The 26060-nt window shown below is 71.1% G+C and carries 11 protein-coding genes; 1 reads left to right on the top strand and 10 read right to left on the bottom strand.

Annotated elements, in window-relative coordinates; genetic code table 11:
- Positions 1-92 precede the first annotated feature (92 nt).
- The 7 genes from ACFWP7_RS40030 to ACFWP7_RS40000 all read right to left on the bottom strand — a co-directional run bounded on the left by ACFWP7_RS40030 (position 93) and on the right by ACFWP7_RS40000 (position 20119).
- Positions 93-1661 carry a hypothetical protein gene (locus tag ACFWP7_RS40030; protein WP_384392662.1) on the bottom strand — a complete coding sequence of 523 codons (1569 nt, stop codon included), beginning with the start codon at positions 1659-1661 and terminating at the stop codon, positions 93-95.
- 578 nt (positions 1662-2239) lie between these two features.
- On the bottom strand, positions 2240-3064 hold the full coding sequence (locus tag ACFWP7_RS40025; protein ID WP_384392659.1) for an SDR family oxidoreductase: 825 nt from the start codon (positions 3062-3064) through the stop codon (positions 2240-2242).
- Between the two features lie 142 nt (positions 3065-3206).
- Positions 3207-4082: a TauD/TfdA dioxygenase family protein gene (locus ACFWP7_RS40020; RefSeq protein WP_384392656.1), complete on the bottom strand. Its 876-nt coding sequence runs from the start codon at positions 4080-4082 to the stop codon at positions 3207-3209.
- A 48-nt stretch (positions 4083-4130) separates the two neighbouring features.
- Positions 4131-13604: an amino acid adenylation domain-containing protein gene (locus ACFWP7_RS40015; protein WP_384392654.1), complete on the bottom strand. Its 9474-nt coding sequence runs from the start codon at positions 13602-13604 to the stop codon at positions 4131-4133.
- Positions 13604-17590 carry an amino acid adenylation domain-containing protein gene (locus ACFWP7_RS40010; protein WP_384392652.1) on the bottom strand — a complete coding sequence of 1329 codons (3987 nt, stop codon included), beginning with the start codon at positions 17588-17590 and terminating at the stop codon, positions 13604-13606. Before ACFWP7_RS40010 ends, ACFWP7_RS40015 begins: the two co-directional genes overlap by 1 nt.
- A gap of 833 nt (positions 17591-18423) precedes the next feature.
- Positions 18424-19101, bottom strand: a complete 678-nt coding sequence (locus ACFWP7_RS40005) for a hypothetical protein (protein WP_384392649.1) — start codon at positions 19099-19101, stop codon at positions 18424-18426.
- 16 nt (positions 19102-19117) lie between these two features.
- On the bottom strand, positions 19118-20119 hold the full coding sequence (locus ACFWP7_RS40000) for a hypothetical protein (protein ID WP_384392647.1): 1002 nt from the start codon (positions 20117-20119) through the stop codon (positions 19118-19120).
- A gap of 316 nt (positions 20120-20435) precedes the next feature.
- Between ACFWP7_RS40000 and ACFWP7_RS39995 the strand changes: the two genes are divergently transcribed.
- Positions 20436-21626: an MFS transporter gene (locus tag ACFWP7_RS39995; RefSeq protein ID WP_384392665.1), complete on the top strand. Its 1191-nt coding sequence runs from the start codon at positions 20436-20438 to the stop codon at positions 21624-21626.
- A gap of 240 nt (positions 21627-21866) precedes the next feature.
- Here the strand turns inward: ACFWP7_RS39995 and pgm are convergent, their stop codons facing one another.
- The 3 genes from pgm to ACFWP7_RS39980 all read right to left on the bottom strand — a co-directional run bounded on the left by pgm (position 21867) and on the right by ACFWP7_RS39980 (position 25782).
- Positions 21867-23507: a phosphoglucomutase (alpha-D-glucose-1,6-bisphosphate-dependent) gene (pgm, locus tag ACFWP7_RS39990; protein ID WP_384392645.1), complete on the bottom strand. Its 1641-nt coding sequence runs from the start codon at positions 23505-23507 to the stop codon at positions 21867-21869.
- 165 nt (positions 23508-23672) lie between these two features.
- Entirely contained in the window at positions 23673-24707 is a 1035-nt protein-coding gene (locus ACFWP7_RS39985) for an MASE1 domain-containing protein (RefSeq protein WP_384392642.1), read from the bottom strand.
- 244 nt (positions 24708-24951) lie between these two features.
- Positions 24952-25782, bottom strand: a complete 831-nt coding sequence (locus ACFWP7_RS39980) for a PP2C family protein-serine/threonine phosphatase (protein ID WP_384392639.1) — start codon at positions 25780-25782, stop codon at positions 24952-24954.
- Positions 25783-26060 lie beyond the last annotated feature (278 nt).

The following is a 26060-nucleotide window of genomic DNA, read 5'->3' as shown; positions in this document are numbered from 1 at the left end:
CCTCCCGCCCGCGGGGGGGGGGGCCACCCCCCCCCCCACCCCTCCCCCCGCGCCCCCCCCCCCGCCGGCTGGTTCGTTGGTTCATGGCTGGGTCAGCTCGGGAGTGCCAGTTCGGGCAGATCGAGGTCCCACGGGTCGCTCTGGACGACGTAGGTGCAGTCCGTGTAGGAGTAGCCGGACTCGATCTTGCTGGTGGCGGTGTGGTTGGCGTTGTCGACCGTGTCGTCGGCACGCTTGTAGAGGAAGTAGTAGTCGCCCGCGGGCAGCACCAGTCTGGACTTCGGGTAGTTCTTGCTGGTGTCCTCGCAGGCAAGGGTTCTTCCGCTCGACTCGCTGGAGTACGTCTCGCAGCTTCCGCAGGCCTTGAGCGAGACCTTTCCGGTGACCGGACCGGTGAAGAGGATCTCCACATCGTCCGGAGCGTCATTGCTGATGACGAGTTCGAGTCCGGAGCCGTTCGGTTTGGCCGCCGACGGCACGCGCTTGCCCGCCGCGGCCTCCTCCTCGGCGATCTCCGCGCCTATGGCGATGTTCTGAGCCTGCACGCGACGCTTGCTGTCCTTGTACGTGTCGGCGAAATCGGTCATCGTCTGGCGGGCCGCGGCGAAGTCGTCGTCCTTGAACTGGTCCACACCGCAGGCGTAGGTCCCCGACTCGACCACGTCAGCGGCTTCTCCGGTCAGCGCGGTCGCACTCTTGGCGGGCAGCCCCGACGCCGTGTCGCTGATCCGCCGCACCTCCTCCGTGACGGTGCAGGGAGCCCGGTCGCCACCGGACAGCTCCCCGTTCAGCTGCTTGATCCGGCCCCGGACAGCGGGCTCCACCTTGTCCGCCTGCGCGGAGTCCGGGAACGTACGCATCAGAACGCCGAACTCGCCCCCGTCCGTGCCCGCCCCCACGACCCCGAGCCTGCTCGCGCCGCACTCGTACAGTGAGGTGGCCAAGCGGTCGTCGGGCCAGTCGGTGAGATCGCCGAGCAGGTCCTTGTCCACCACGTCGGGGACGGTCCGCAGATACGTCAGCGGTTCGACGGCGTCGCAGTACTCGTCCTTCGCGTACGGGCCGCCGACGGTGGTGTAGTACTTCCCCAACCTGTCCGGTACGAGCTTCGCGGCCCTCGATCCCTCGTGCTCCTCGGCGAGTTCGCCGTATTGGGCCAGGGCTCTGCGGTACTGCTCCTTGGAGGCGGCGAAGGAGTCGGTGGAGCCTTTTGCGACCAGCGCGTCGGCGTCGGCGAGCCGGTCGAGCAGCATCTGCTCCACGGCCTCGTCCCGCGCGGCGTCATAGGCGACCGCGCCGCCCGCCGGCACCGCCAGCAGTACCAGGCCCAGGGCAAGGACCACGGGTGGCCGCAGCAGACCGGACCGGCCTGGCGCTCTCGTTTCCGGCGGCGCAGGCTCGGCGGGGGCACGCAGTCCGCGGCGGGCCCCGTCGCCTGCGGTGAGCAGCAGGAAGATGACGTACGCGACCACCAGGCCACCGGGTACGCCGTCCGGATCCGCAGGCAGCGCGATCAGCAGCAGCACGGCCGTGACGGCCCAGCAGAGGGCCGCGGCCAACCAGCGGCGCAGCAGCACATAGCCGAGGCCCAGGCCGCTCAGGTTCAGCAGGGCCACGGCCAGCGCGCGGAGGGGGTCGGGCGCAGACAACGCGCCGACCACGGGCGGATGGTCCGGCGGGGGCGGGAACAGCGCAAAGCCCGGCGCCGCGGGCGGGCCCGAAGGCGGAGGCCCGGAGTCCTCGGGCGCGGCCGAGGGCGGTGCCGAGGGCGGTGCCGAGGGCGGTGCCGAGGGCGGATCCGTTGCCGGGTCCAGGGCCGCGTCCGGAGCTGCGGCCCCTGTCGCTGCCGAAGGCTCGCCCCCGCCTTGCCCGCGGTCCGGGACAGCCGCCGTCGGGGATCCCTCGGGTCCCCAAGCCGCACCCCGGTCCGAGGACCCCGGGCCAGCTCTGTCGTACTCGTCTCCTGATCCCACAGCATCCCCCAACTGCCTTGACCCCAGCCCTACTTCAGCGCGATACGCATGTATGCGGAGACTTTCGAACATACCCAGCACGCGTCGCGCTCAAGCGCCCGCCCGTGCATGCCCAAGGAGGCAGGCGCGCGGGTGGTCACGGTCGGGCGGCGGGGTTCCAGCTGTCGCCGCCGACCGGCGTCAGGACACCGTGGAGGCGGAGCCGGTCCGGCGGCGGGCGTCAGGCCCGCCGTCTGCCTCACTGGCCCCGGGGCAGCTGAGAGTGCTCAGCCCTGGGCCAGCTCCGCCACCGGCTGCCACTTCTCCCACGTCGCCAGGCGCTGCTCGTAGTCGGCCCTGGCGATACCCAGCGGAGCCGTACCGAAGAAGCACCGCAGCGGCGGCTCGGCGGCGTCCACGATCTCCAGGACGGCCGCGGCGGACGCGCGCGGGTCGCCCGGGGTGCCGATGCGCTGACGGCGCTGCTCCTGCACCTGCGTGTGGAACTCGGCGTACGCCGGCAACGGCTCGGACCTGCTCGACGACGAGCCGGCCCAGTCGGTGGAGAAGCCTCCGGGCTCGATCAGCGTGACCTTGATGCCGAACGGCGCCACCTCCTGGGCCAGCGCCTGGCTGATCCCTTCAAGGGCCCACTTCGACGCGTGGTAGATGCCGACCAGCGGGAACGCACTGATCCCACCGATGGAAGAGACCTGCAGAATGTGACCGCTGCCCTGCTCACGCAGGAACGGCAGTGCCGCCTGGGTGACCCACAGCGCGCCGAACAGGTTGGTCTCCAGCTGCGCGCGGGCCTCCGCCTCGGTGAGTTCCTCCACCAGGCCGAAGTGGCCGTAGCCGGCGTTGTTGACCACCACGTCCAGGCGCCCGAACCGCTCGTGCGCCTGCTGCACGGCGGCAAAGCCGGCATCGCGGTCCGTGACATCGAGTTGCAGGGGCAGGAGCCGCTCTCCATAGGTCGCGCCAAGATCGTCCAGGGTGGACAGGTCGCGTGCTGTCGCGGCCACGGAGTCACCGCGTTCCAGCGCCGCGATCGCCCACTCCCGCCCGAAGCCGCGCGAGGCTCCGGTGATGAACCAGACCTTCTGTGTCATGGCGTACTCCTCATGAAAGTCATCGCCCGCTCCGTCACGACGTCGCGGCCCTACCACACCAGCGAACACCCTGGAGTGCGCTCGAAGTCAACTCCAGCACCCCCAAGGCCGCCCGCCCGGGGTCGCGTCCGGGATCGGTGGCTCAGGCCCGCAGAGGAGTGCCGTTGACGGCAACACGGCGGCCCTGGCGGGTGCGCGGGAAGTAGTCCCACACGGCGTGGTGCTGCACGCTTCGGTTGTCCCAGCAGACCAGGGTGCGCGGCTGCCAGTGGACACGGCAGTGCAGCAGCGGGGTCCGGGCGATGTGCGCGTACAGCATGTCGAGCAGGGCGCTGCTCTCGGTGCGGGACAGCTGGGTGATGTGCGAGGTGTAGGGGGCGTTGACGAAGAGCAGTTTGCGGTCCGTCTCCGGGTGCCGGACGACTACGGGGTGTTCGGTGCGCGGGATGTCGTACTCGGGCGGCGGGGTCAGCCCGGCGGCGTTCCAGGGCAGGGCGCCGTCGTGGACCGCGGTCAGTCCGTCGAGGAACTGCCTCATGGACGGCGAGAGCAGCTCGTAGGCGAGGTGCATGTTGGCGAACAGGGTGTCACCGCCGCCGCCTTCGGGAACCGTGGTGAGGTAGAGCATCGACCCGAGGGACGGTTCGGCGTCCGCGGTGCCGTCTGCGTGCCAGCCGTTGCCGACGACGGCCCGGGATTCCTTGTTCGCCTTGATGTCCAGGATGTAGGGGTCGGACCCCTCGACCGGGAGCGCGACGGGGTGCAGCTCGCCGAAGACGCCCGCGAACCTCTTGTGTTGCTCAGGGCTGATGTCCTGATCGCGGAAGACCAGGACGTGGTGAGTCTGGAACGCGTGCTTGAGTTCCTTCTCCTGTTGGGGTGTCAGTTCCCGTGACAGGTCGAGCCCCGAGACCTCCGCGCCCAGCAGCGGGGTGACAGGGGCGAGCGAGAAGGTGTCGTACGGCTCGGCGGGCCGGGTGGTCAGCCGCTCGACTGCCTGCAGTGCGTAGTCCTCCATGAGAGACCTCCATGGGTCGGGTGGGGCGGGTAGGGAGAGTGGGACGCCTCAGGACTGCCGGGCGGCGGCACCACGTGCGCTCGACGGGGCGTCGGCAAGGTCGTCCCCGACGGCGGCGGCGATCTCCTGGACGTGGGGCGCGGCGACGATTTCGTAGTGGGTCGCGTCGACGCGGTGGGTACGCACCGGCCGGGGCAGATGGGCGTCCCACGCGTCGGGCGGGGTCGGCTCCGGGGCCAGGGAGGTCACGTCGTCGACGGGGCGCTGGGCGAGCCAGACGGTGGCGGGGGTCAGGGCGAGGCGCGGCAAGCTGTGCTCGGCCATGGCCGCCAGGTTCGTACGGCAGCAGCGCGCGAGGCGTTCGGCATAGGCACGGCCCGGCTCGGTCAGGCGGTCGGCGCCGTTGCCGGCCAGTTCGCGGGCGAAGACGGCGTCCACCTGTTGCTCGTCGTAGGCGGCCCGGTGTTCGGCGGCGCCGGGTGGTGGCGGGTCGAGGAGGTAGAGGGCGTGGACGGGGCGGTCGTCCGTCTCGGCGAGGGCTGCCATCGACAGGGCCGTCCACGCCCCGAACGACCAGCCCGCCAGGCGCAACCGGCAGCCGGGTGCGGGGAACGCCGCCCGGACGGCTGCCAGGTAGTGCGCGGCACGGTCGGCGATCGACCTGGCCGGCAGCTGCGGGTCACGCAGCGCCGGGTCGGCGATGAGGCAGACGGTCAGATCGTCCGGCAGGGCCGATACCAACGGACGATAGGCCTGGATGTCGCCGCCGATCGGATGGACCAGGCAGAGCACGTCCGGGCCCGGGCCGCGCTGCCACACCTCGACGTCCACCGCCGCGCCCGCGGATATGGCGGGGTGCATGGCGGTGTCGACATGACCGAGGATCTCGGTGAGGCTGACGCGGTGGCTGAGCCGGGACAGGTCGATGTCGGCGCCGTAGCGGCGTTTCACCTCGTCGATGAGTTCCAGCAGGGTCAGCGAATCGGCGCCGAGATCGTACAGCGGCGCCTGCGGGTCTACGGCGTCCACGCCGAGCAGGTCGCGCAGGATCTCCACGACGTCGCTCGCGATGTCGTCGTGGAGAGTGCCCGGTTCACTGCGGGCCGAGGCGTCACTCGCGTAGGTGGCGGGTGCCGGTTCCGGCTCGTAGAAGAAGCGTGCCTGCTGCAGAGGCGTGGTGTTGACCATCAGGTGGGGCAACTGCAGGTACAGGGCCCGCTCGAAGACCGCCGCGCCGTCCTCGGGAGTGAGCGCGACCGCCAGGTGCTCCTGGTGGCGGGCATCGGCACCCAGCGCGTGCTGCGCCATGCCGACCTCCCGCCAGGCGTCCCAGCCGATGCTCATCCGGACAGTTGTGTGTACGTCGTCCGCGCCGGGCGGCGCGTACTGCGCAAAGGCGTCCAGGCAGGCGTTGGCAGCCGCGTAGTCGAACTGGCCGACGCCGCCGTACAGGGCCGCCATCGACGAGCAGTAGGCCGCGTAGTGGGGGCCGTGCTCGGCGATCAGCTGCTCGACGAGCAGGGCGCCGCGCAGTTTGGCCGCCGTGGCACGGCGCGCGGTGGCGGGGTCGCGCCGGGCCAGGAGCCCGCCTGCGGCCGTTCCGGCGGCGTGCACGATGCCCGTGAGGCCGTCGAGGTACGGGGCCAGACGTGCGGCAACCGTGCGGGGGTCCTCCGTGGCGAGGTCGGCCGGGACAAGGGAGACACGGTCCGCGTACGGACGCAGGACGGCCGGTATCCCCTCTCCCCGGGCCAGCAGCACCACACGCGTGCCGGGCCGCTGCAGGAGACGTACGGCAAGAGTGCTGCCGATGCCGCCGGTTCCGCCGAGGACCAGGTGGGTCCCGGGGGTGGCCGGCCAGGTCGTGGGTACGGCTTCGGGTACGGGGACCGGCTGGACGGTGCGGTGCCACCAGAAGCCGTCGCGCAGGGCGAGCAGTGGACCGGACAGGGTGTCGTCGAGGAGCAGATCGGGCAGGTGCTGCGCCCAGTCGGCCGGATCGGGTCCGGGCAGATCGGCCCAGCGCAGGGTTACCTCGAGTTCCTGGCGGGGGGTCTCGGTGGTCGCGGCGAGCAGCCCCGCCTCGGGTCTGCGGACGGCGCCGGTGACCGGCTGTGCCTGGTGGGACAGCAGCCATACGCGTGGCTCCTCCCCGTCAGGGAGGTCGGCCAGGGTCCTGCTGAGGGCGGCGACGGTGTCGAGGCAGGCCCACTGGGCGGTCTCCAGCGAGCGTTCGTCGACACTGCCGCGCAGGGCCAGCGGGAGCGCGTGCAGCCAGTCGACGCCGGGTCCGCCGCGATCGGTCACTCGGGCCAGCAGTGCCGCGAGGTGCCCGGAGTCGGCGGGATCGGCCTCGTAGCGGTCCTCGTCGAAGGCGACGAAGGCACTGCCGGCCCGCACCCGTACCACCCGGGCGTAGTGGCTCTCCAGGAACCGCCAGGCGTCGGGATGCGTGTCGGGTGCGGTGATCACCACGGCGGTGCGGCTCGGTTCTCGGGCGGCGGTACGGGCCCGGCGCAGGCGGGTCCACTGCGGCTGGTGCAGCCAGTCGGTGGCAGGCAGCCGCTGCGGCCGGGAGGCGGACACGCGCGGTGCAGCTGCCCCGTGGGCGCGGGGGAAGTCGTACTCCGCCGTGTCGAAGGCGGGGGGCGGGAAGTCCCACGGCGGGTCGGCCGGGCCCTCGGCCCATACGACGGTGTGTCCGGCCGTCCAGGCCTCGGCGAGCGCCTGCGGGTTACGCCCCGGGTCGGTCGGGCGCGCCGGTGAGGACAGTGGTGCGGTCGCGGTGGGCGAGAGCAGCCAGGACACGGCCGACACGGCGTCGGGGCAGACCGCCGCCACCCGGTGATCGAGTGCGGGGCGCCCGGCCTGAAGGTGGCGCAGCACTTGCGGGTAGGTCTCGGGGTGGGCGCTCAGATAGTTCGCGATGCGGCGGCCGTCCGCGCGTACGGCGGCCGCGGAGGCGCCGGACAGGACCAGGCACGGCACCGGCTCGCGCGGGGTGTGCACGGTCGGCGCGGTGTCCGGTTGCTCAAGGAGCAGGTGGGCGTTGGTTCCGCCGATGCCGAAGCTGCTGACGGCGGCCACCCGCGGTACGTCCCGCGGCCACGGTTCGGCCGCGGTCGGTATGCGGAACGGGCCGTCGTCGATCTCCGGGTTGAGACGGTCGAAGTCCGGGGTGGGCGGGACGATCCCGTGGTGCACGGCGAGCACGGCCCGCACCAGACCGACGACGCCCGCTGCGGCGCCCAGGTGCCCGATCTGGCTCTTCACGGAGGACAGCGCGACGCGCGCGCCGTCCGCCAGGCCGTACGCCTGGCGCAGTGCGGCCGCCTCCACGGGATCCCCGAGGCGGGTGCCGGTGCCGTGTGCCTCCACGTAGCCGAGGTCGGCTCCGGTGCGTCCGCTGCGGTGCAGGGCAGTGCGGATCGCGGCGCGTTGCCCGGCCAGGGCGGGAGCGCTGTAACTCAGCTTGTCCGACCCGTCGTTGTTGATGCCCGAGCCGGTGATGACGGCGTAGACGGTGTCCCCGTCGCGGCGGGCAGCGGCGAGGGGCTTGAGTACGACCACGCCGGTGCCGCTGGCTCCGACGGTGCCGGAGGCATCCGCGCTGAAGGGTCGGCAGTGCCCGTCCGGCGAGAAGATGTGCTGCGGTCGGTAGGTGTAGCCGTCGGTCAGTTCGGTGTCGACGAGGACGCCACCGACGAGCATCATGTCCGCGTCGCCCTGGCGGAGCATCCCTGCGGCGATGTGCACACCGACGAGCGAGCTGGAGCACGCCGACTGCACCGTGAAGGCGGGACCTGTCAGACCGAGATGGTAGGCGGCCTTGGTGGCCAGGAAGTCCTTCTCGTGGTGCAGGGCCAGCCGGAAGGTGTCGGGCAGCGCGGCCGGGTCGGCCTCGCGCAGCATGTTCTGGAAGTAGGTGTTCTCCCCGCAGGCGGCCAGGATTCCGACTCGGCGGGTCGTCGGGTCTCCGACCCCGGCGTGGGCGAGTGCCTCGACGCAGTTCATCAGCAGCTGCCGCTGCTGGGGATCCATCAGCCGCGCCTCGTGCGGGCTGATCGTGAAGCGGCCCGGATCGAAGTCGAGCAGCCCCGCCAACTGGCTGCGCGCGCCGACGCGGCCGTCGGTCGTGGGAAAGTGCTCGATGCCGCGGCGGCCGGAGGTGATCAGGTCCCAGAAGGCGGCCAGGTCGGGGGCGCCGGGGAGCCGTACGGCCATGCCGATGACGGCGATGGGCTCCAGCCGCTCGTCTCCGCCCTCGCCGACGTAGGCCCGCTCCCCTGTCGGCTGCGGCGCATCGGATGCGACCGCCTCGCCGGCGACACCGTCGGTCCCGGGGGCGGAGTCCACGCCCCGCCGGTCGAGGAGGCGAGCAAGGGCGCGGAGGGTGACGTGCTCGAACAACTCCGGTACGGCGAAGGTGAGATCGTCCTCGCCCGCGCAGCGGAGCTGAAAGCGCATCAGGTCCAGGCTGGTGGCACCCGCGTCGAAGAACCGCTGTTCCACGGTGATCGCCTTGCCTGTCACCGTCTCGAACAGTGCGGCCAGTCGTCCTTCGAGCGGCGACAGGCCCGGGGCCGACGAGCCGGCCGCGCGCAGCTCGCGGCCCGGGGCGGTGAGCGCCGCCCGCCGGTCCAGCTTGCCGCTGGGCGTGCGGGGCAGCTCCGTCAATCGGCGGAAGCTTCCGATGCGTACGTAGGCCGGCAGCAGCCCGGCCAGATGGTCCGCGAGGTCCGCGGGATCGGGGTCTTCGCCCCGGCATTGCAGGCACGCCACCAGCCGCCCGTCCGCCACGGCCGTGACCGCGTTGGTCACGCCTGGATACTGCAGCAACGCGGCTTCGACCTGCCCCAACTCCAGCCGGTGACCGCCGAGTTTGACCTGGGTGTCGTCGCGGCCCGCGTAGTGCAGCAGGCCCTGCGCGTCGAAGCGGGCCAGGTCGCCGGTGCGGTAGAAGATCCCCAGGTCGGGGTCCTCGGTGAAGCGGTCGCGATGCGGAGCGGCGTCGCCGAGGTAGCAGCGGTCGGCCATGAGTCCGCCGATCAGCAACTCGCCGGTGACGCCCGGCGGTACGGGGAGTCCGCCGTCGTCGACGACACGCAGGACGGCGTTAGCCACCGGTCGTCCGATCGCCGGGCGCAGCGGCCACCCGGCGGGATCGCCGTCGAGGCACAGACCGGTCACGACGTGGGTCTCGGTGGGGCCGTAGTGGTTGAACAAGCAAGCGCCCGGCATACCGGCGAACCAGCGGCGGATGGCATCGGTGCACACCAACTGCTCCCCCGCCGTGACGACTTCGCGCAGCCGGTACGGGAACTGTCCGGTGCGCACGCCGTGTTCGGCGAGCAGTTGCAGGGCCACGTACGGCAGGAAGATCCGCTCCGCTCGCCCGGTCTCCAACTCCCGCAGCAGGGAGGGGACATCATGCCGCCACGCGGGTTGCACCAGGCGCAGCAGTCCGCCGGAGCACAGGGTGGTGTAGATCTCCTGGAAGGAGACGTCGAACGACAGCATGGAGAACTGCTGGGTGACGGCGGACCCGCTCAGACCGCCGTCGGTACGCTGCCAGGTCAGCAGGTTGCACAGGGTCCGGTCGGGGACCTGGACGCCCTTGGGAGTGCCGGTGGAGCCGGACGTGAACAGGGTGTAGAGCGGGCGCAGTCCGTGGTGCGCGGGGCGGCGTTCGGACGCGGGCGTGGGTGCTTCGGCGAGGGTGACGGCGTGCCGTGGCAGGGAGGGTGGCGCGATCGCGTCGAGGACGTCTTCGTCCCCGGGTGCCACGAGCACGCACAGCGGGTCGGCCCGGTCGAGCACGTGCCGCAGTAGGGGTGGCGGGTACGCGGGGTCGAGGGGGACGACGGTGAGGTTGAGGCGGGCTGCCGCCAGGAGCGCCACGATGTGTTCGACGGAGGGCTGGAGGTAGAGGGCCACCGCCGCCGGGGCGGCGGGATCGGCCGGGAAGTGGTGGCGGGCGCGCAGGGCGGTGGCCAACTCGGCTGCCTGTGCGTCGAGTTCGGCGTAGGTGAGGGTCGAATCGCCGGCGGCGACGGCCGGTGCGTGCGGGTTGCGCGCCACCTGCCGGGCGAAGCCGTCGGCGACGGTGGCGAAGTCCGGTGCCCGCTCGGCGCCTTGGCCGTGGTCGGGCAGGGCTCGGCGGTAGGGGGCGACCAGTTCGTGGAGGGTTGGAGCGGCGGCGTCGGTCAGGTGGTCGATGGCCTGACGGAAGAGATGGGCCGCGGCCTCCGCCCGCGCGGCGCCGATGTCGTCGCGGTGCTCCCACAGGCAGTCGAACCCGGACTCGTGCTCGACCACCGACAGAGTGAGGGCGCATTTGGCGCCCAGCGGCTCGGGCCACACCGGCCGCACCTCGCAGTCGTCCAGGCGCAGCGCCGAGAACTCGGTGTTCTCCAGCACGAACAGGTAGTCGAACAAGGGGGTCCGCTCGCGGAAGGCCCGGTCCGCGAGGACATCGGCAAGAGCGACCTCCTGGTCCCGCAGCACGGCGCCCACCGTGTCGGAGTGGACCGCGAGGTGGGCGTCCAGCGACCGGTGCGGTTCCATGGGCAGATCCAGGAGAACCGTGTTGGCGAACATCCCGACGGTTTCCGCGAATTCGGGGCGGGGCCGGTTCGCCACCGGCGTGGCGATCAGCGGACGACCCTGGCCGGTCACGCCGTACACGCTCATGGCGAACGCGGACACCAGCAACTGGAACCTTGTCAGGCCGAGTTGCGCAGCGCGGCGGTCCAGTGCGCTCCGGCGGATCGGGTCGAGCGAGGTGCGCAGCAGCCGGGCCGCTGGCGCACCCGGAGCGTCGGGGATCGGCAGTGCGGGTGACGGTTCGCCGTCACGGCCGTAGTGGGAGCGCAGGCGCGCGCGACGGCGCTCGTAGGCAGCACTCGTGTGCCAAGTGCGCTGCCAACGCGCGAAGTCCAACGGCGTGATGGCGGACGACTGCACACCACCCGACAACTGGTCACCACCGGACGACTGCACACCACCCGACAACTGGCCACCACCGGACGACTGCACACCACCCGACAACTGGTCACCACCGGGCGCCTGTTCACCACCAGACGGTTGGACACCACCGGACGGCCACGCACCACCGGTCAGCTGCCCGCCGCCCAACGCGGCGGCGTACGCGTCGGTGAGGTCGTGGAAGAGGAGATTGAGCGACCAGCCGTCCACGGCGACGTGGTGCAGATGCAGCAGGAACAGTCCGCCGTCGGCCCGCGCCACCCAGGCGGCCCGCAGCATCCGGGCGTCCCCCAGGTCGAAGCGGTGGCTGAAGAACCGGTCGGCGGTGTCCTGCCACTCCTCGTCGGCGCAGGCTTCGGGCCGTTCCCACGGGTCGTAGGGATCGCAGGTCTGCTGGAGCAGCCCGTGCGGGGTGGGAACCAGCCGGGTGCGCAGGGCCACGTGCCGGTCCACCAGTGTGCGTACCGCGCGGTGCAGTGCCGCCGTGTCGATCCGGCCCTGGACGCGGAAGGCGAGCGGCACGTCGTAGGAACGGTCCCCCGGCTCTCGCTGGTGCAGGAGCCAGAGGCGTTCCTGTTCGCTGGTGGCCGGTGCGGTCGGGTCGTCGGAGGCGGTGGGCACGGGTCGGTGTTCGCCCACGGCCGTGTCCGGGGCGTGGACGACGTCCGCGAGGGCGGCGAAGTCGGCCCGCAGCACCAGGTCGTGCGGCAGGTCGACGGCGAAGCGGCTGAGGATCGCGAAGCGGAAACGCAGCGCCTTCAGCGAGTCGCCGCCGCTCGCCACCCAGCGGTCACCGGGACGCAGGCCGGTGACGCCGAGGATGTCCTCGGCGACCTCCAGCACCCACCGCTGGTCGGCGTCGACGGGTGCGTCGCCCTCGCGCGTGCCGCGCCACGGGGTCCCGGCGGCGCGCAACAGGGCGGCCTGGTCGACCTTGCCGTTGGCGTTCAGGGGCAGTTCGGCGACGAGGAAGGTGTGGTGGGGGCGCATGTACGCAGGCAGGGCGGCGGCGAGATGGCGATCGTAGGCCTCGAAGGAGAGGTCGTCGCCCAAGTCGCGGTCACCCAGTGCACCGTCGACCACGACCACGACAGCGTCGCCCGACCCGTCGCTGCCCAGGACAGGGGCGCCCACGGCACCGTCCCCCAGGACGAGGAAGGCGAGCAGTTCGTGGCGGTCCGCGTCCTCGCGGCGGGTGCACACGTAGGCCTGGCGGACGGCGGAGTGCGCCAGGATCTGCCGCTCCACCTCCCCCGGTTCGATGCGGAAGCCGCGCACCTTGACCTGGCGGTCCGCCCGGCCGACATAGGTCACTCGTCCTTCGGCGTCCTGTCGTACGAGGTCGCCGGTGCGGTACCAGCGCCGCTCGCCGCCGTCCTCGTGTGGCAGTCGTACGAAGCTCTGCCCGGTCTGCGCGGGCAGGTTGCGGTAGCCGTGCGCCAACGCCGCTCCGGACAGCAGCAGTTCGGCCACCTCATCCGACTCGGCGGTGCGACCGTCCTCGGTGCGCAGCAGTACGCCGGTGCCGGGCAACGCGCTGCCGATGGGAACCGTGTCGCCGTCGAAGTCCCGTGGGATGGGGTGACACAGGGCGAAGGTCGTCGCTTCCGTCGGCCCGTACACGTTGTGCAGGACGGTGCGGGCGGCGGAGTTGGTCGCGTACCAGCGGCGGACGATCCGTGCGTTGAGCTGTTCACCGCCGACGAGTACCTGTTCGGTGGTGGCGAAGCAGTCGGGCACCTGCTCGACGACGGCGTTGAACAGGGCCGTCGTGATGAACAGCGTGTCCACGCGGCGCTCGCCGAGCACTCCGGCGAGTTGGTGCGGGCTGTGCACCTGGGTGTCGTCGAGTACGACGCAGACACCGCCGGTCAGGAGCGGAACCCACACCTCGAAGCTGAGGGCGTCGAAGGCGGGGTTGGACAGGCAGGCGTAGCGGGCGCCGGGCGGCAGGTCGAGGTAACCGGGCCGGGCCAGCCGCAGCACTCCTTCGTCGGTGACCTCGACGCCCTTGGGGCGCCCTGTGCTGCCGGAGGTGTAGAAGACGAAGCCCGTGGCGGTGTCGCCGCGGTGCCCCGACGGCACGGCGGGCAGGCCGGACCCGTCATCGCTCAGCAGGAGGTGGACGTCCCACGCGACGAGGTGCGCGCCCAGCAGGTACCCGCCGTCGTGGATGACGGCGACGGCGCCCGAGTCGTCGAGGATGTGCCGCTGTCGGTCGGGCGGGCTGAGCCGGTCGAGGGGTACGACGGTGGCTCCGGCACGGCGAATGCCGAGCATGACGCAGATCAGCTCCCACGAGCGGGGCAGCTGTACGGCGACGGCGTGCCCGGGGCGCACTCCGCCCGCGCGAAGGCGCGCCGCCACCCGGCCACTGGCCCGTTCGAGTTCCGCGTATTCGAGGACCCGGCTGCCGTCCTCGACCGCGACGGCGAACGGGGTGCGGCGGGCCTGGTCCAGCACGGCGTCGGCGAGGGGCGCGTGCCCGGTGCCGACCGGGGGCGGAGAGTCGCTGCGGGCGGGTCGGAGGTCCATCACAGCTCCCGTACGGGCAGGGCCAACTGGCTTACATGGTGGGCGAGTTCGGCGGCGAGCAGTGCGCCGACCTGGGCCGCTCCGGCGCCCTCCAGGATTTCCCAGTGGTCGCACGCCATCGTCTCGACGCGGAAGTCGCCCTGCGCGCGACGCCGCCAGAAGGCGCGGACCTCGGCGTGGAAGGGGCTGTCGGTGCCGTCCGGAACGGCCTGGGCGAGGACCAGCCGTGTCGGGGAGGCGGCCGGGAGGTGTTCCCTGGCCGTGAGCCGGTTGTGGTTGTAGAGGTGGTAGTAGCGATCGACCTGGGCGTCGTCGATGCCGGGATACATCCCGTTGAACCTCACCAGTTTGTCGCGGAACTCGGCCGCTTCGACGACGCCGATCTCCTCGCGTGCGGACACGTCGTCGGTGGCCTGGGTGTCGAGGAGTACGACGCTGACGTCCCGGCGTCCGCCGCGGGCCAGGACGCGTCCCATCTCGTGGGCGACGAGGCCGCCGTACGACAGGCCGGTCAGGACGAGTGGTCCCTCGCCAAGAGGTTCGAGCAAGCTCAGGTACGCCTCGGCCATGGCCTGCACGGTGGGCAGCCGGTCCTCGCCGGGGTTCACTCCCGGCGACTGGATGCCGTACAGCCCGACCTGCTCGGGCAAGAGCTCGGCCAGGGGCAGATAGCAGAAGGCGGTGCCTCCGGCCGGGTGCACGCAGACCACACGCGGGCCCGTACCGGGACGGAACTCGATGAGACTGCCCGGTGCGCGCGAGGCGCCGTCCTCGCGCAGCAGTTCGGCCAGTGCTTCGATGGTGGGCCGCATCATCACCTCGCCCACGGGAATGCGGCGGCCGAACGTCTCGCCGACGGCGTGGGACATCTTGATGGCCGACAGGGAAGTGCCGCCGATCTCGAAGAAGTTGTCGCTGACGCCGATGTCGGGGTGGAGCAGGATCCGCTGCCATATCCGGTACAGGCCGTGCTCGACGTGGTCGCGCGGACTGGCCGTGTTGACCTGGTTGGAGCTCGACTCCTGGGCCAAGCGCAGCAGTTCGGGCCGGTCGAGTTTGCCGCTGCGGTTGAGCGGCAGGGCATCGAGATCGAGGAAGACGGCGGGGATCATGTAGTCGGGCAGTCGGCGGGCGAGGGCGGTGCGCCAGTCGTGGGCGGTCCGGGCCGACTCGGCGCCCCGGCCGATGCCGGCCACCAGGCGGGGCTGGCCCGCCGCGTCGTGGTCGACGAGGACCGCGACTTCACGGACGCCGGGCAGTGCCATCAGCGCCGCCTCGACCTCCGCGGGTTCGATCCGGAATCCGCGCAGTTTGACCTGGTCGTCGACGCGTCCCACGTAGTGGGCCTGACCGTCCGGCAGCCGCCGGGCGAGGTCCCCGGTGCGGTAGACCCGTTCGCCGGGCACGAACGGATCGGGCAGGAAGCGTTCCTTGGTGAGGTCGGGGCGGCCCAGATAGCCGCGGGCCAGCGACGCTCCGCCGAGGTACACCTCCCCCACCACGCCGGGCGGGACGGGCTCCATCCGGTCGTCGAGCACGTACATACGGGTATGGGGCAGCGGGCGGCCGATGGGGCAGGGGCGCTCCAGCGGGCGGGGGTCGTAGTAGGCGGTGCTGTACAGGGTCGCTTCGGTGGGTCCGTAGCCGAAGCAGATCCGCAGGCCGGGGAGGTGCTGTGTCATGCGGTGCAGCGCTGCTTCGGTGAGCGACTCGACTCCGGTCAGCAGCTTGCGAAGCGGCAGCCCGCGCAGCCGGCCGGCGGGGTCCTCGTCGATCCATTTGACGTAGGCGGGGGGCAGGAACGCCTGGGTCACCGCGTGTTCACGCATCCACTCCAGCAGGGCTTCGGGGTCGCCGCGCAGGTCCTCGGGGACGATGTGCAGCTCGCCGCCGGTGGTCAGCGGCAGCAGCAACTCGTGGATGGAGGCGTCGAAGCCGATGCTGGACCAGGCGGAGCCGGCCTCCCCCGGCGCGGTGCCCATACGGGCGTGCCAGCCGGCGAAGAGGTTGAGGACGCTGCGGTGCTCCACCGCGACGCCCTTGGGCCGTCCCGTGGAACCGGAAGTGAAGATGACGTAGGCCGGCCGGTCCGGCGCGTGGCCGACGCCCGCCGGCGGAGTCTCCCCGGTCGCTCCCTCGGCTTCCACCACACTCAGGTCGAGCCACTCCCGCGCGCGGTCGGCAGCGCCGTGGTCGGTCAGTACGAGGGGGCAGGCGGCGTCCTCGACCATGCCTGCGAGGCGTTCCAGGGGCTGACCGGGGTCGAGCGGAAGATAGGCGGCGCCTGCCTTGAGGATGCCCAGGATGCCGACGGCCAGGTCGCAGGACCGCTTCGCGTGCAGCCCGACGACGTCACCGGGGCCGACCGACCGGGCGACGAGGGCGTGCGCGAGGCGGTTGGCGCGGCTGTCGAGTGCCGCGTAGTCCAGCGAGCGGTCCCGGTCGACGACCGCAGTCTGCGCGGGGCGCTCGCGGACCTGGGCCTCGAAGAGCTCGACGAGTCCGGACGCGGTGCGCAGGGTTTCCCCCGGGCCGAAAGTGTCGGCAGCCTGCGTGGCGTCACCGTCGAGCAACACCTGGCGGCGCTCCTGCGGATCCATCAACTCCAGGGCCCGGATGTCTCGTTCGGGGTGGCGGGCCATGTCGGTGAGCAGATGCCGCAGGTGGTCCGTCCAGCGCTGTGCGGTGGTGTGGTCCAGGAGGGCCGTCGCGTAGTCCAGGTGGCCGGTGATGCGGCCGTCGGACTCGGTTGCCAACAGGGCGAGGTCAAACTTGGCCGGGGCCTGGGTGATCGGCAGCGGCTCGGCCTCGACTCCGGGCAGGTGCAGCAGGTTCCGCCGGTCGGGCTGCCAGGCAAGCATGGTCTGGAACAGCGGCGTACGGGAGGCGCTGCGCGGCGGGTTGACCAGTTCCACGATGCGCTCGAAGGGCAGGTCCTGGTGACGGAGTGCCTCGCGTACGACGGCACGGGTGCGGGCGAGTGCCTCCGAGGCGGTGAGGGAACCGGACAGATCGATCCGCAGCGGGAGCGAGTTGACGAGGAAGCCGATGAGGCCCGAAGCCCCCGGGCCGCGCCGATTGGCGAACGGACTGCCGACAACGATGTCCTCCTGCCCCGACAGCCGTGACATCAGAACCGCCCAGCCGGTCAACAGCGCCACGAAGGGGGTTGCGCCGTGCCGTCTGGCCAGGCCGCGGAGCCCTGTGGTGACCTCGGCGTCCAGGCTGAACTCGGCCCGTCCGCCCCCGTATTGCTGTTCCGTCGGCCGCGGACGGTCGACGGGGAGTTCCAGGACGGGCGGCGCGTCATCCAGTGCACGCACCCAATAGTCCTCCTGGGTTCGAAGCGCGCCACCGAGTACGGCTTCGTGCTGGGCCCGCGCATGGTCCGCGTACTGCACCGCGAGCGCCGGGAGCGGGTTCGGCTCGCCCGTCGACAACGCCTGGTAGATCTGCCCGACTTCGTCCATCATGACGTTCATCGAGACGCCGTCGTAAATACTGTGATGGAACGTCAGCAGGAGTACGTGGCGCCTGGGCCCGACAGCGAGAAGGCGACCGCGCCCGAGTGGCCCGGCCTCGAGGTCGAACGGCCCTTTCGCCTCGTCGAGTTGCAGGGCGGCCACGCGCGCGTCGGGGTCGGTGACGGAGGTGAGGTCCTCGAACGACAGGGCAAACCCCGCACCCGGCGGGTCGATGTGCTGGCGTACGACCCCTTCCTCGGCCACCAGCCGCGTCCGCAGCGTTTCGTGCCGGTCGGTCAGGACGTCGAAGGTAAGTGACAACAGGTCGTGGTCGAGCGGGCCGGTCAGCGAGAAGGCGATCGTCTCGTTGTACGCGGCGTTCGCACCCGGCAGTTGAGCCAGGAACCACAGTCGCTGCTGGGCGAAGGAGGCAGGCCGGATGCGCGGCGTCTCTTCGGTGGCGTACGTGACCGTGTCGGCGGACGCGCGTGGAGCGGGGACAGAGTGAGGGGTGTTCTTCACCGGCAGTACCTGGCCTTCCCGTCGGTGTGGGGCTGGTTGACATCGAGCGCGACAGGTCGGGACCACCGGACTGCCGACGGTTTCCAGAACGACCTGCCCGCCGTCGCGCGGGCGTGGTGGAGGGAGCGGGCAACAGGGTCGGCGGCCGACCACGACGTCGTGCTGCGTTCACACACAAGGCAGCCCTGAGGGTGACGGCACGCACGGGGCCGATGACCGGACGCGGGTCGTTGCCGTCACCGTGGAATACCGCACCGGGATGCGGAGCAGACGTCAGGTCAACGATGAAGGGGCGAGGCGACGGTGTGAGGCAGGCGAAAGCGGCCCAGTAATTTGTTTCCCGAAATCTTTTCGGCGGGCCTGTCGCATGTGACGTTCATGGCCTCACGTTCGAGCTGGCGCAAAACCTTGGTCAATTACCTGCTCGCGCCATTTCCTTGTTCATTCGAATTCCCCTCCGAAACTCCGTGATGCAGCCGCAATCATCAATCACAGGTTCGGCGAATGTCAACACTTGACATTTCCCTGCCTCCCGCGGAGAACAGGGGAGTTGACCCCAAGGCGGGACACCTCACACACACCTCGTCCGAGCACCACGAAAGAAGAATCCTCCCGAAACCCGCATATGGGAAGAAAGATTCCACACTGCCAACGATCGCCCCCGACGAGGCAAAACGACGACACGAGTAAAGAAGACTTCATATTCTGACGACGGAACCGTATTAAGGTTTGGGAGCGGCGGAATGCGCGTGTCCGCGTGAACCGCACGGGACGACACGGAGTCAGGGAAACCCGGTGACGGAGTCAGCTCGATCGTCGGCGACGAGGGGCCGTCAGCCCTCCACCCGAGCCTTCGGGTGACGAGTCGTCAGCCATACACTCGCGCCCGGCATGAGGTCGACTTCACGCGGTCGGCGGAACCCGAGGGGCCGCAGCTGGTCCGCGTGGCGGGCGGAAACCGTGATCGCGACGGCGGTGGCGGCCTGGTCGTCAACGGCGCGCAGTCCCGGGGCCAGCAGCTCGGCGGCGACGGTATGATCCCAGGCGCTCGTGTCGTCCAGCGCGCCCGCGATGACCACCTTCCAGTGCGGCCCGTCGGGCTCCGCCTCCCGCAGCAACGCCGGCAGGACCGGACGGTGCTGCGGGCCGATGGCGAGTTCACGGGAGAGAAGGCCGCTGAAGTACGTCTCGGGGGGCTCGGACCCGACGCCGGGCGGCAGCCAGACGGCGGCCGCGAGGAGTGCGCCGTCCTCATGCTCGGCCACCCATACCTGACCCTCTTCGAGGGCATGGTGAGCCAGCACAAGCCTCATGGCGCTCTGCGCCTGCTCCCAGTCCAGTGCAGAGCTGTCCAGGGCCGGGGAGGACGGCGAGGACGGGGCCGAGGCCGGGACTGAAGGCGAGGTCGAGGGCGAGGGCAGGGTCGGGGCGATCAGGCGCACCACGGCGGGCACGTCCACCAGTCCCGCCGCACGCACGGATGTCCGAGGGCGTAGGTGAAGAGTCGTCATGTTCGTGTTCTCCCTTTCAGATGGCCCGGCTCATTCCGGTGAGGTCGGCCGTGGCCGGGCGCATCCGTCCGATGGACGCAAACGCGGTGCGGAAAAGCCGGGTGGGTCGCAGGCCCGGCGCGGCGACCGGCTTCGTCCTGCGCGGCAGGCGCGGCTGGTCGTCACCGTCGTCGAAGCGGTCGGGATGGTCAGGATCGTCGTGGCGGGGCTGGGGCCTGCTGAGCAGGACCACACCGCGGCCGGCCGCCGCTGCGCCCGCGAGGGCGAGCAGGGTGCCGGTCGCCCCGTACTGGAAGCCTTCGCCGAGCAGGGTGATGCCGATGAGGGACGCCGTGACGGGGTTCACGAGGGTGAGCAGCGCGAGGGGGCCACCGAGGCCGCTGCGGTAGGCCTTCTGGGAGAGCAGCAGCCCGGCCGCGGCGAACGCGGCGGTGAGGACCGTAACCACCGCCACGCTCCAGGACAAGGCCGGCCCGACCGCAAGCTTCTGGGCCAGCGTGGAGCCGACTCCGGAAGCAATGCCGGAAGCCGCCGCGAAGGCGAGGCCGCCCGGGGCGAAGCGTCCCGAGGCGAGCCGGACGAGCACCGCGACCACGGTGGCGGCGGTGAGCGCGACCACCAGGACCTCGGTGGCGTGCAGGGTGTTGTCCGGCGCGTTGCCCGAGGCGGTGACGGTCAGGAGCGCGGTGAGCCCGACGAGGGTGAGGGCCATGCCGCGCCACTGCGTTCCGGAGGTCCGGCGGCGGGCGGCCAGCGAGCCCAGGGGCACTGCCGCCACGAGGGTCAGCGCGCCGAGCGGCTGCACCAGGGTCAGCGGACCGTACCGCAGGGCGACCACGTGCAGCAGTGCGCCGGCGGCGTTGAGGAGGACCGACCACCACCAGGAGCCGCGGGTGAGGGCGCCGCGCAGGTTCGGCGTTCTGGCGGCGGTCCTCTCCTGGACCACGGCGGCCGTGGCGTAGCAGACCGCGGAGACCAGGGAGAGGGCGACAGCCAGGAACACCGGAGAGGTGGTCATCGCGCAGCCCGCGCCAGGACGGCCCGGACCAGCGCCGCGGATCCCGCCTCACGCGATACGTCGGACTTGCTACTGCTGCGGCTGGGCACGCCCCGAGCTCCCATCAATACGAAACGGTTTCGTACACATAAACTACGGTGACCTGGAGCGAAACGCAAGCGTTTCTTTAATTCGGCGCTTGGCGGCACACCCGCTCCGGTGTGCCCTTCCGCGCCCGGCGGCACCCGCTCCGGACATCCGCCACCATCTGGACGCCTTCTTCGACCTCCTGTACGGCAACGCGCCGGGCGCGACGCCCGGGATTATCGTCGGCGCTATGGACGGAAATCGCCCAGGGTGGCGCCAGTGTCTGCTCGGCGGGGCGGTGTTCGCCGTGTGCATGGTCGGCACCACGCTGCCGACCCCGCTCTACAGCCTCTACCAGAACAAGTTCGGCTTCTCCGAACTGATGGTGACCGTCGTGTACGCCGTGTACGCCTTCGGGGTCATCGGCGTACTGCTGCTGGCAGGCAACGCCTCCGACGCCGTCGGAAGGCGGCCCGTACTGCTGGCAGGCCTGGGATTCTCGGCCTTGAGCGCGGTCTGCTTCCTGTCCGCCGACGGGCTGACCTGGCTGTACGCGGGTCGGCTGATGTCGGGACTGTCCGCCGGCCTGTTCACCGGCGCCGCCACGGTGTACGTGCTGGAGCTGGCACCGCACGGCGGCGCCGCCCGGGCCACGTTCGTGGCGACGGCCGTCAACATGGGCGGGCTCGGCTGCGGTCCGCTGCTCGCCGGAGTACTCGCGCAGTACGCCGACTGGCCGCTGTACCTGCCGTTCGCCGTGCACCTCGTGCTGGTGGCCGGCTCGGCCGTCGTCCTGCTGCGTCTGCCGGAGACCGTACGGGAACGACGGCCGCTGAGCACCGTACGGCCGCAGCGGCCGGCCGTGCCCCCGCAGGTGCGGGCGGTGTTCGGGCCCGCGGCGATCGCCTCTTTCGTGGGGTTCGCACTGTTCGGGGTGTTCACCGCGGTCAGCCCGACGTTCCTCGAAGAGTCCCTGAACGTGGACAACCACGCCGTGAGCGGGCTTGTCGTCGCGGTGGGCTTCTTCGCCTCGGTCGCCGGGCAGCTGTTGGTCGGCCGGGTCGGAGTGGGCCGGTCACTGCCGCTGGGCTGTGCCGCACTCTTCGTCGCCCTTGCGCTGCTTGCGGGTGCGCTGCGGTGGGACCTGCTGTCACTGGTGGTGGCGAGCGCGCTCGTCGCAGGGGTCGGGCAGGGGCTGGCGTTCCGCGGAGCGCTGTCCGCGGTGGCCGAGGCCTCTCCCCCGGACCAGCGTGCGGCGGTGATCTCGACGCTGTTCGTGGTGGCGTACGCGGGCATCTCGGTACCGGTGATCGGTGTGGGGGTACTGGCGGGCCCGATCGGCCTGGAGGATGCGGGGCTTGTGTTCATCGCCTGCATGGCCGTCCTCGTCACGAGCGCGGCCGCCTATCTGCTGCGGCGACCGGTACGGGTGAGCACGTGACCGCGGAGGGGCGCGGCCGAGCACGTGACCGCGGGCGGACACGAACGAGCACGTGACCGCGGGCGGACGCGGCCTCCTGTCGCGCCCGCCCGTACGCCTGTCAAGGGATTCGGGCGCCCCTCGGACGGGGGTACGGCTCGGCGTGCTGTCCGGCAGCACATCTGCCCCCGCGCGGCTCGGCTCGTGCTCGCACCGCGACGCCAAGAAGCACGCTGACGCCGCGCACCCACCCGCGTGCTGTCAGCCGCCCAAGGCCGCCGAGACCACGGTTTTCGCCTCCTCCTGGACCTGGCGGAGGTGGTCGGGTCCGAGGAAGGACTCGGCGTAGACCTTGTAGACGTCCTCGGTGCCCGAGGGACGGGCGGCGAACCATGCGTTGGCGGTCGTCACCTTGATGCCGCCGATGGACGCGCCATTGCCCGGAGCTTCGGTGAGTACCCCGGTGACCGCTTCCCCGGCCAAGGTGTCCGTGCTGACCTGCGCGGGCGAGAGCTTCGCCAGGAGGGCCTTCTCCTCACGGGTCGCCGGGGCGTCGATACGCTCGTACGCAGGTTCGCCGAAACGTGTGGTCAGCGCGGCGTAATGCTCCGACGGCGTCTTCCCGGTCACGGCAGTGATCTCGGAGGCGAGCAGAGCCAGGATGATGCCGTCCTTGTCGGTGGTCCACACCGAGCCGTCGCGGCGCAGGAAGGACGCACCGGCCGACTCCTCCCCGCCGAAACCGAGTGAGCCGTCGGACAGTCCGTCCACGAACCACTTGAATCCCACCGGCACCTCGACCAGTCGACGGCCCAGGTCGGCGGCGACCCGGTCGATCATCCCGGACGACACCAGCGTCTTGCCGATCCCCGTGTCCGCGGGCCACTGCTCGCGGTGGGAGTACAGGTAGAAGATCGCGGCGGCGAGGTAGTGGTTGGGGTTCATGAGTCCGGCGTCCGGTGTGACGATCCCGTGGCGGTCGGCGTCGGCGTCGTTGCCCGTGGCGATCTGGAAGCGGTCGCGCTGCTCGATCAGCGAGGCCATGGCATAGGGCGAGGAACAGTCCATACGGATCTTGCCGTCCCAGTCCAGCGTCATGAACCGCCAGGTGGGGTCGGCAAGCGGGTTGACCACGGTGAGGTCGAGGGCGTGCTGTTCGGCGATGCGTCCCCAGTAGGCGACCGAGGCCCCGCCCAGGGGGTCCGCGCCGATGCGCACGTCGGCCGCTCGGATCGCGTCCAGGTCCAGTACCTGCGGCAGGTCGGCCACGTAGGTGCCGAGGAAGTCGTAGCGGCCGGTGCCGGGGGCGGTCAGGGCCCTGGCGTAGGGGATGCGGCGTACGTCCTTGAGGCCGCCCGCGATGAGTTCGTTGGCCCGGTCCTGGATCCAGCCGGTCGCCTCGGAGCCCGCCGGGCCTCCGTTCGGCGGGTTGTACTTGAAGCCCCCGTCGGCGGGTGGGTTGTGGGAGGGGGTGACCACGACCCCGTCCGCGAAGCCCGCGGACCGACCCCGGTTGTGGGCGAGAATGGCGTGCGAGACGGCTGGTGTGGGCGTGTAGCCGTCCGCGCTGTCGAGAAGCACCGACACCTCGTTGGCCGCGAACACCTCAAGGGCGGTGACCTTGGCGGGCTCCGAGAGGCCGTGGGTGTCGGCGCCCAGGAAGAGCGGCCCGTCGATCCCCTGGGCGTCGCGGTACTCGCAGATCGCCTGGCTCGTCGCCGCGATGTGGTCCTCGTTGAACGCGGTCGCCAGTGAGGACCCGCGATGTCCGGACGTCCCGAAGGCGACGCGCTGGCCGGGTTCTGCCGGGTCGGGGTGCAGCGAGTAGTACGCCGTGACCAACCGGGCTACATCGACGAGGTCCTCGGGGCCTGCCTGTCGGCCCGCTCGCTCGTGCGGCATGGGCGCGCACCTCCACATCGGTTGTTCTTCGTTTGTGGTCTCATCTTTCCTCACCGGACCTACGCGGTCGCACCCTGGTGCGACGCCGGCCGGAAGCCGCGCCCGGACGTGCCGCCGGGACAGTCCGGCTGTCGGCCGCTGCGAACGCTTGGGGCGACGGATGACTCACCGCGCATCGTTCTGTCCCGCATCGTTGTGTCGCCCTTTGCCCCCGTCGTCCACCGGCGGCGGCATCGGCATCGGTGAGGCGTTCCCCGCGGTGAGGTTTTCCAGTACCTCCACCAGATCCTGACAGGCCAGTTCGACGGATCGTCTGGTGTTGCGCTGCTCAGTGATCACGGCCGACAGGAGCAGAGCGGTCAGGGCCATGGCTCCGTTGAAGGCCTGGAGTTTGATCATCAGCGCGGTATCACTCAACCGCCCGAACGGACCGACCCGGTCCGTGGCGGCGACGGTGGCCAGCACGGAGGCGAAGAGGGCGCAGAGCACACTGCCTCCCTGCGGGAAACGCAGCGCTGCCCAGACCAGCAGCGGATAGACGAGAAACAGCAGACTGATCGGGCTGTACGCAGCGGTCGGTACGAGGACGCAGGCGACGAGCGTCAGTACCGCGGCCTCCTTCCATCGCGTCGCGCGCAACGGCAGACGTATCCGGTACAGCATCAGAAGGACCGGGGTGACGATCAGGACACCCATCGCGTCGCCCACCCACCACGCCAGCCACACCGGCCAGAAGTTGTGCGCGGCGATCTTGCCCGTGAGGACCAGAACACCGACGTCAACCGTGGCGCTGATCATCATGCTGCCGAGGGCCCCCAGGAACACCAGGGCGAGGCCGTCGCGCAGACGGCTGAGGTCGGTCCGGAATCCCAGCCTGCGCAGCATGAGGTAGGCGCAGACCGGAGCGGCGGTGTTGCCCGCGATGATGCCGATCGCAGGGGGCTGGAGCGAGGCGAGGGTGATGACGACGAGGAGGGCACCGATCGCGATCCCGAGCCAGCAACGGATCCCGAAGATCAACAGGCCGGCCACCGCCACGCCCGTGGGCGGCCAGATGGGTGTGAAGACCGCACCCTCGACAGTGAGCCGCCGCAGGAGTCCCAGGCGCCCTGCCGCGAAGTAGCAGGCGGCCACGGCCAGCGTCTGGAAGGCGACGACGGCCGGTCGGCGCAGCTCGCGTGTACCCACCACAGCAGCCATCAGACACCCCCGCCGCCGCGTCGGCGAGGCGAGGCAGCCGCCCGTCCTAGGTCTGTCGTCACGTTCCCGTCGTCGCCCGGAGGGCGGCCTCGCGCCCGCTGCGGCAGCAGCCTGTGTCGCAGTAGGTGCGTGCTCTCGGTGTGCCGGGCGTGGACCCTCGTACGGGACGTACTGGGGTCTGCGCCCGGTGCGGCGAGAGGGCGTGCATGGCGTCGCGCGGCAGACGGGAATGTGACGACAGGACCTAGGGCCGAAGGCCTGACGGCCCGTGGCCGACGACCAGTACGGCCGCGTCGTCCTCGTGTCCGACGCGCTCTGCGCCCTTGATCACTCCGGCGGCGAGTGAACCGGCCGACAGGCCGGCGACGGCGGCGATGCCCGCGAGTCGCACCACCTGATCGAGCCCCTCGTCGACGCTCATCGAAGGGCCCTCCACCACACCGTCGGTCAACAGCACGAACAATCCGCCAGTGGTGAGCCGGTACCGGGTGACCGGGTACTCCGTCCCGCGCTCTACGCCCAGCGGCGGCCCCCCTTCGTCCTCGGTGATGCCGGATTTTCCGTCCGCCGTCGCCCAGACGCACGGTATGTGCCCGGCCCGTGCGCTCTCCAGCACTCCGGTGGACGGGTCGAGCCGCATGAACGTGCAGGTGGCGAAGAGGTCGGTGCCGATGGACAGGAGGAGGTCGTTCGTCCGTGCGAGGAGTTCTCCCGGCTCGCTCGTGACGGAGGCCAGCGCCCGAAGCCCGACCCGGACCTGGCCCATGAACGCGGCCGCCTCGATGTTGTGTCCCTGGACATCACCGATGGAGAGCCCGATACGCCCGTCGGGCAGCTCGAAGGCGTCGTACCAGTCACCGCCCACGTTGAGGCCGTAGCAGGCCGGTGCGTACCGGACGGCCACGTCGAATCCGGGGGCGGTCGGCATGGCTCCGGGGAGCATGCCGCGTTGCAGCGCGATGGCCAGCTCGACCTGTGAGCGCTGGAACTCCGCACGCTCACGCGCCTGCGCGGTCAGCGACCCGAGCCGGGCCAGCAGCTCGTCGCCGTCGTCCGTCGGTCGCTTGCGGGACATCGACCACCCCGGGAGGAAGCTGCTTCATCAAGGCGCATCAGCAAGGCGCACCATCAAGGCAAAGTACATATTGCCCCTCTTTCGGATAATAACGACATAGCCGAGCCGACATCGGTGCGTCCGGCTCGGGACGCAGGTTCGAGCAGCTCCTCGTGGGCGTGCCAACCGGGGAGAAGGGTGGCGGGGGGGGGGCGGGGCGGGCCCCCCCCCCCGGAATAGACGCACCCGGGGGCCGAGGGGAAATAACGCCGCCCCAATGGGGGGGGGGCGCAAACCCC

Source organism: Streptomyces sp. NPDC058470 (assembly GCF_042721055.1).
In the GTDB taxonomy this organism is placed as follows: domain Bacteria; phylum Actinomycetota; class Actinomycetes; order Streptomycetales; family Streptomycetaceae; genus Streptomyces.
This window is presented reverse-complemented; position numbering and strand designations above follow the sequence as displayed.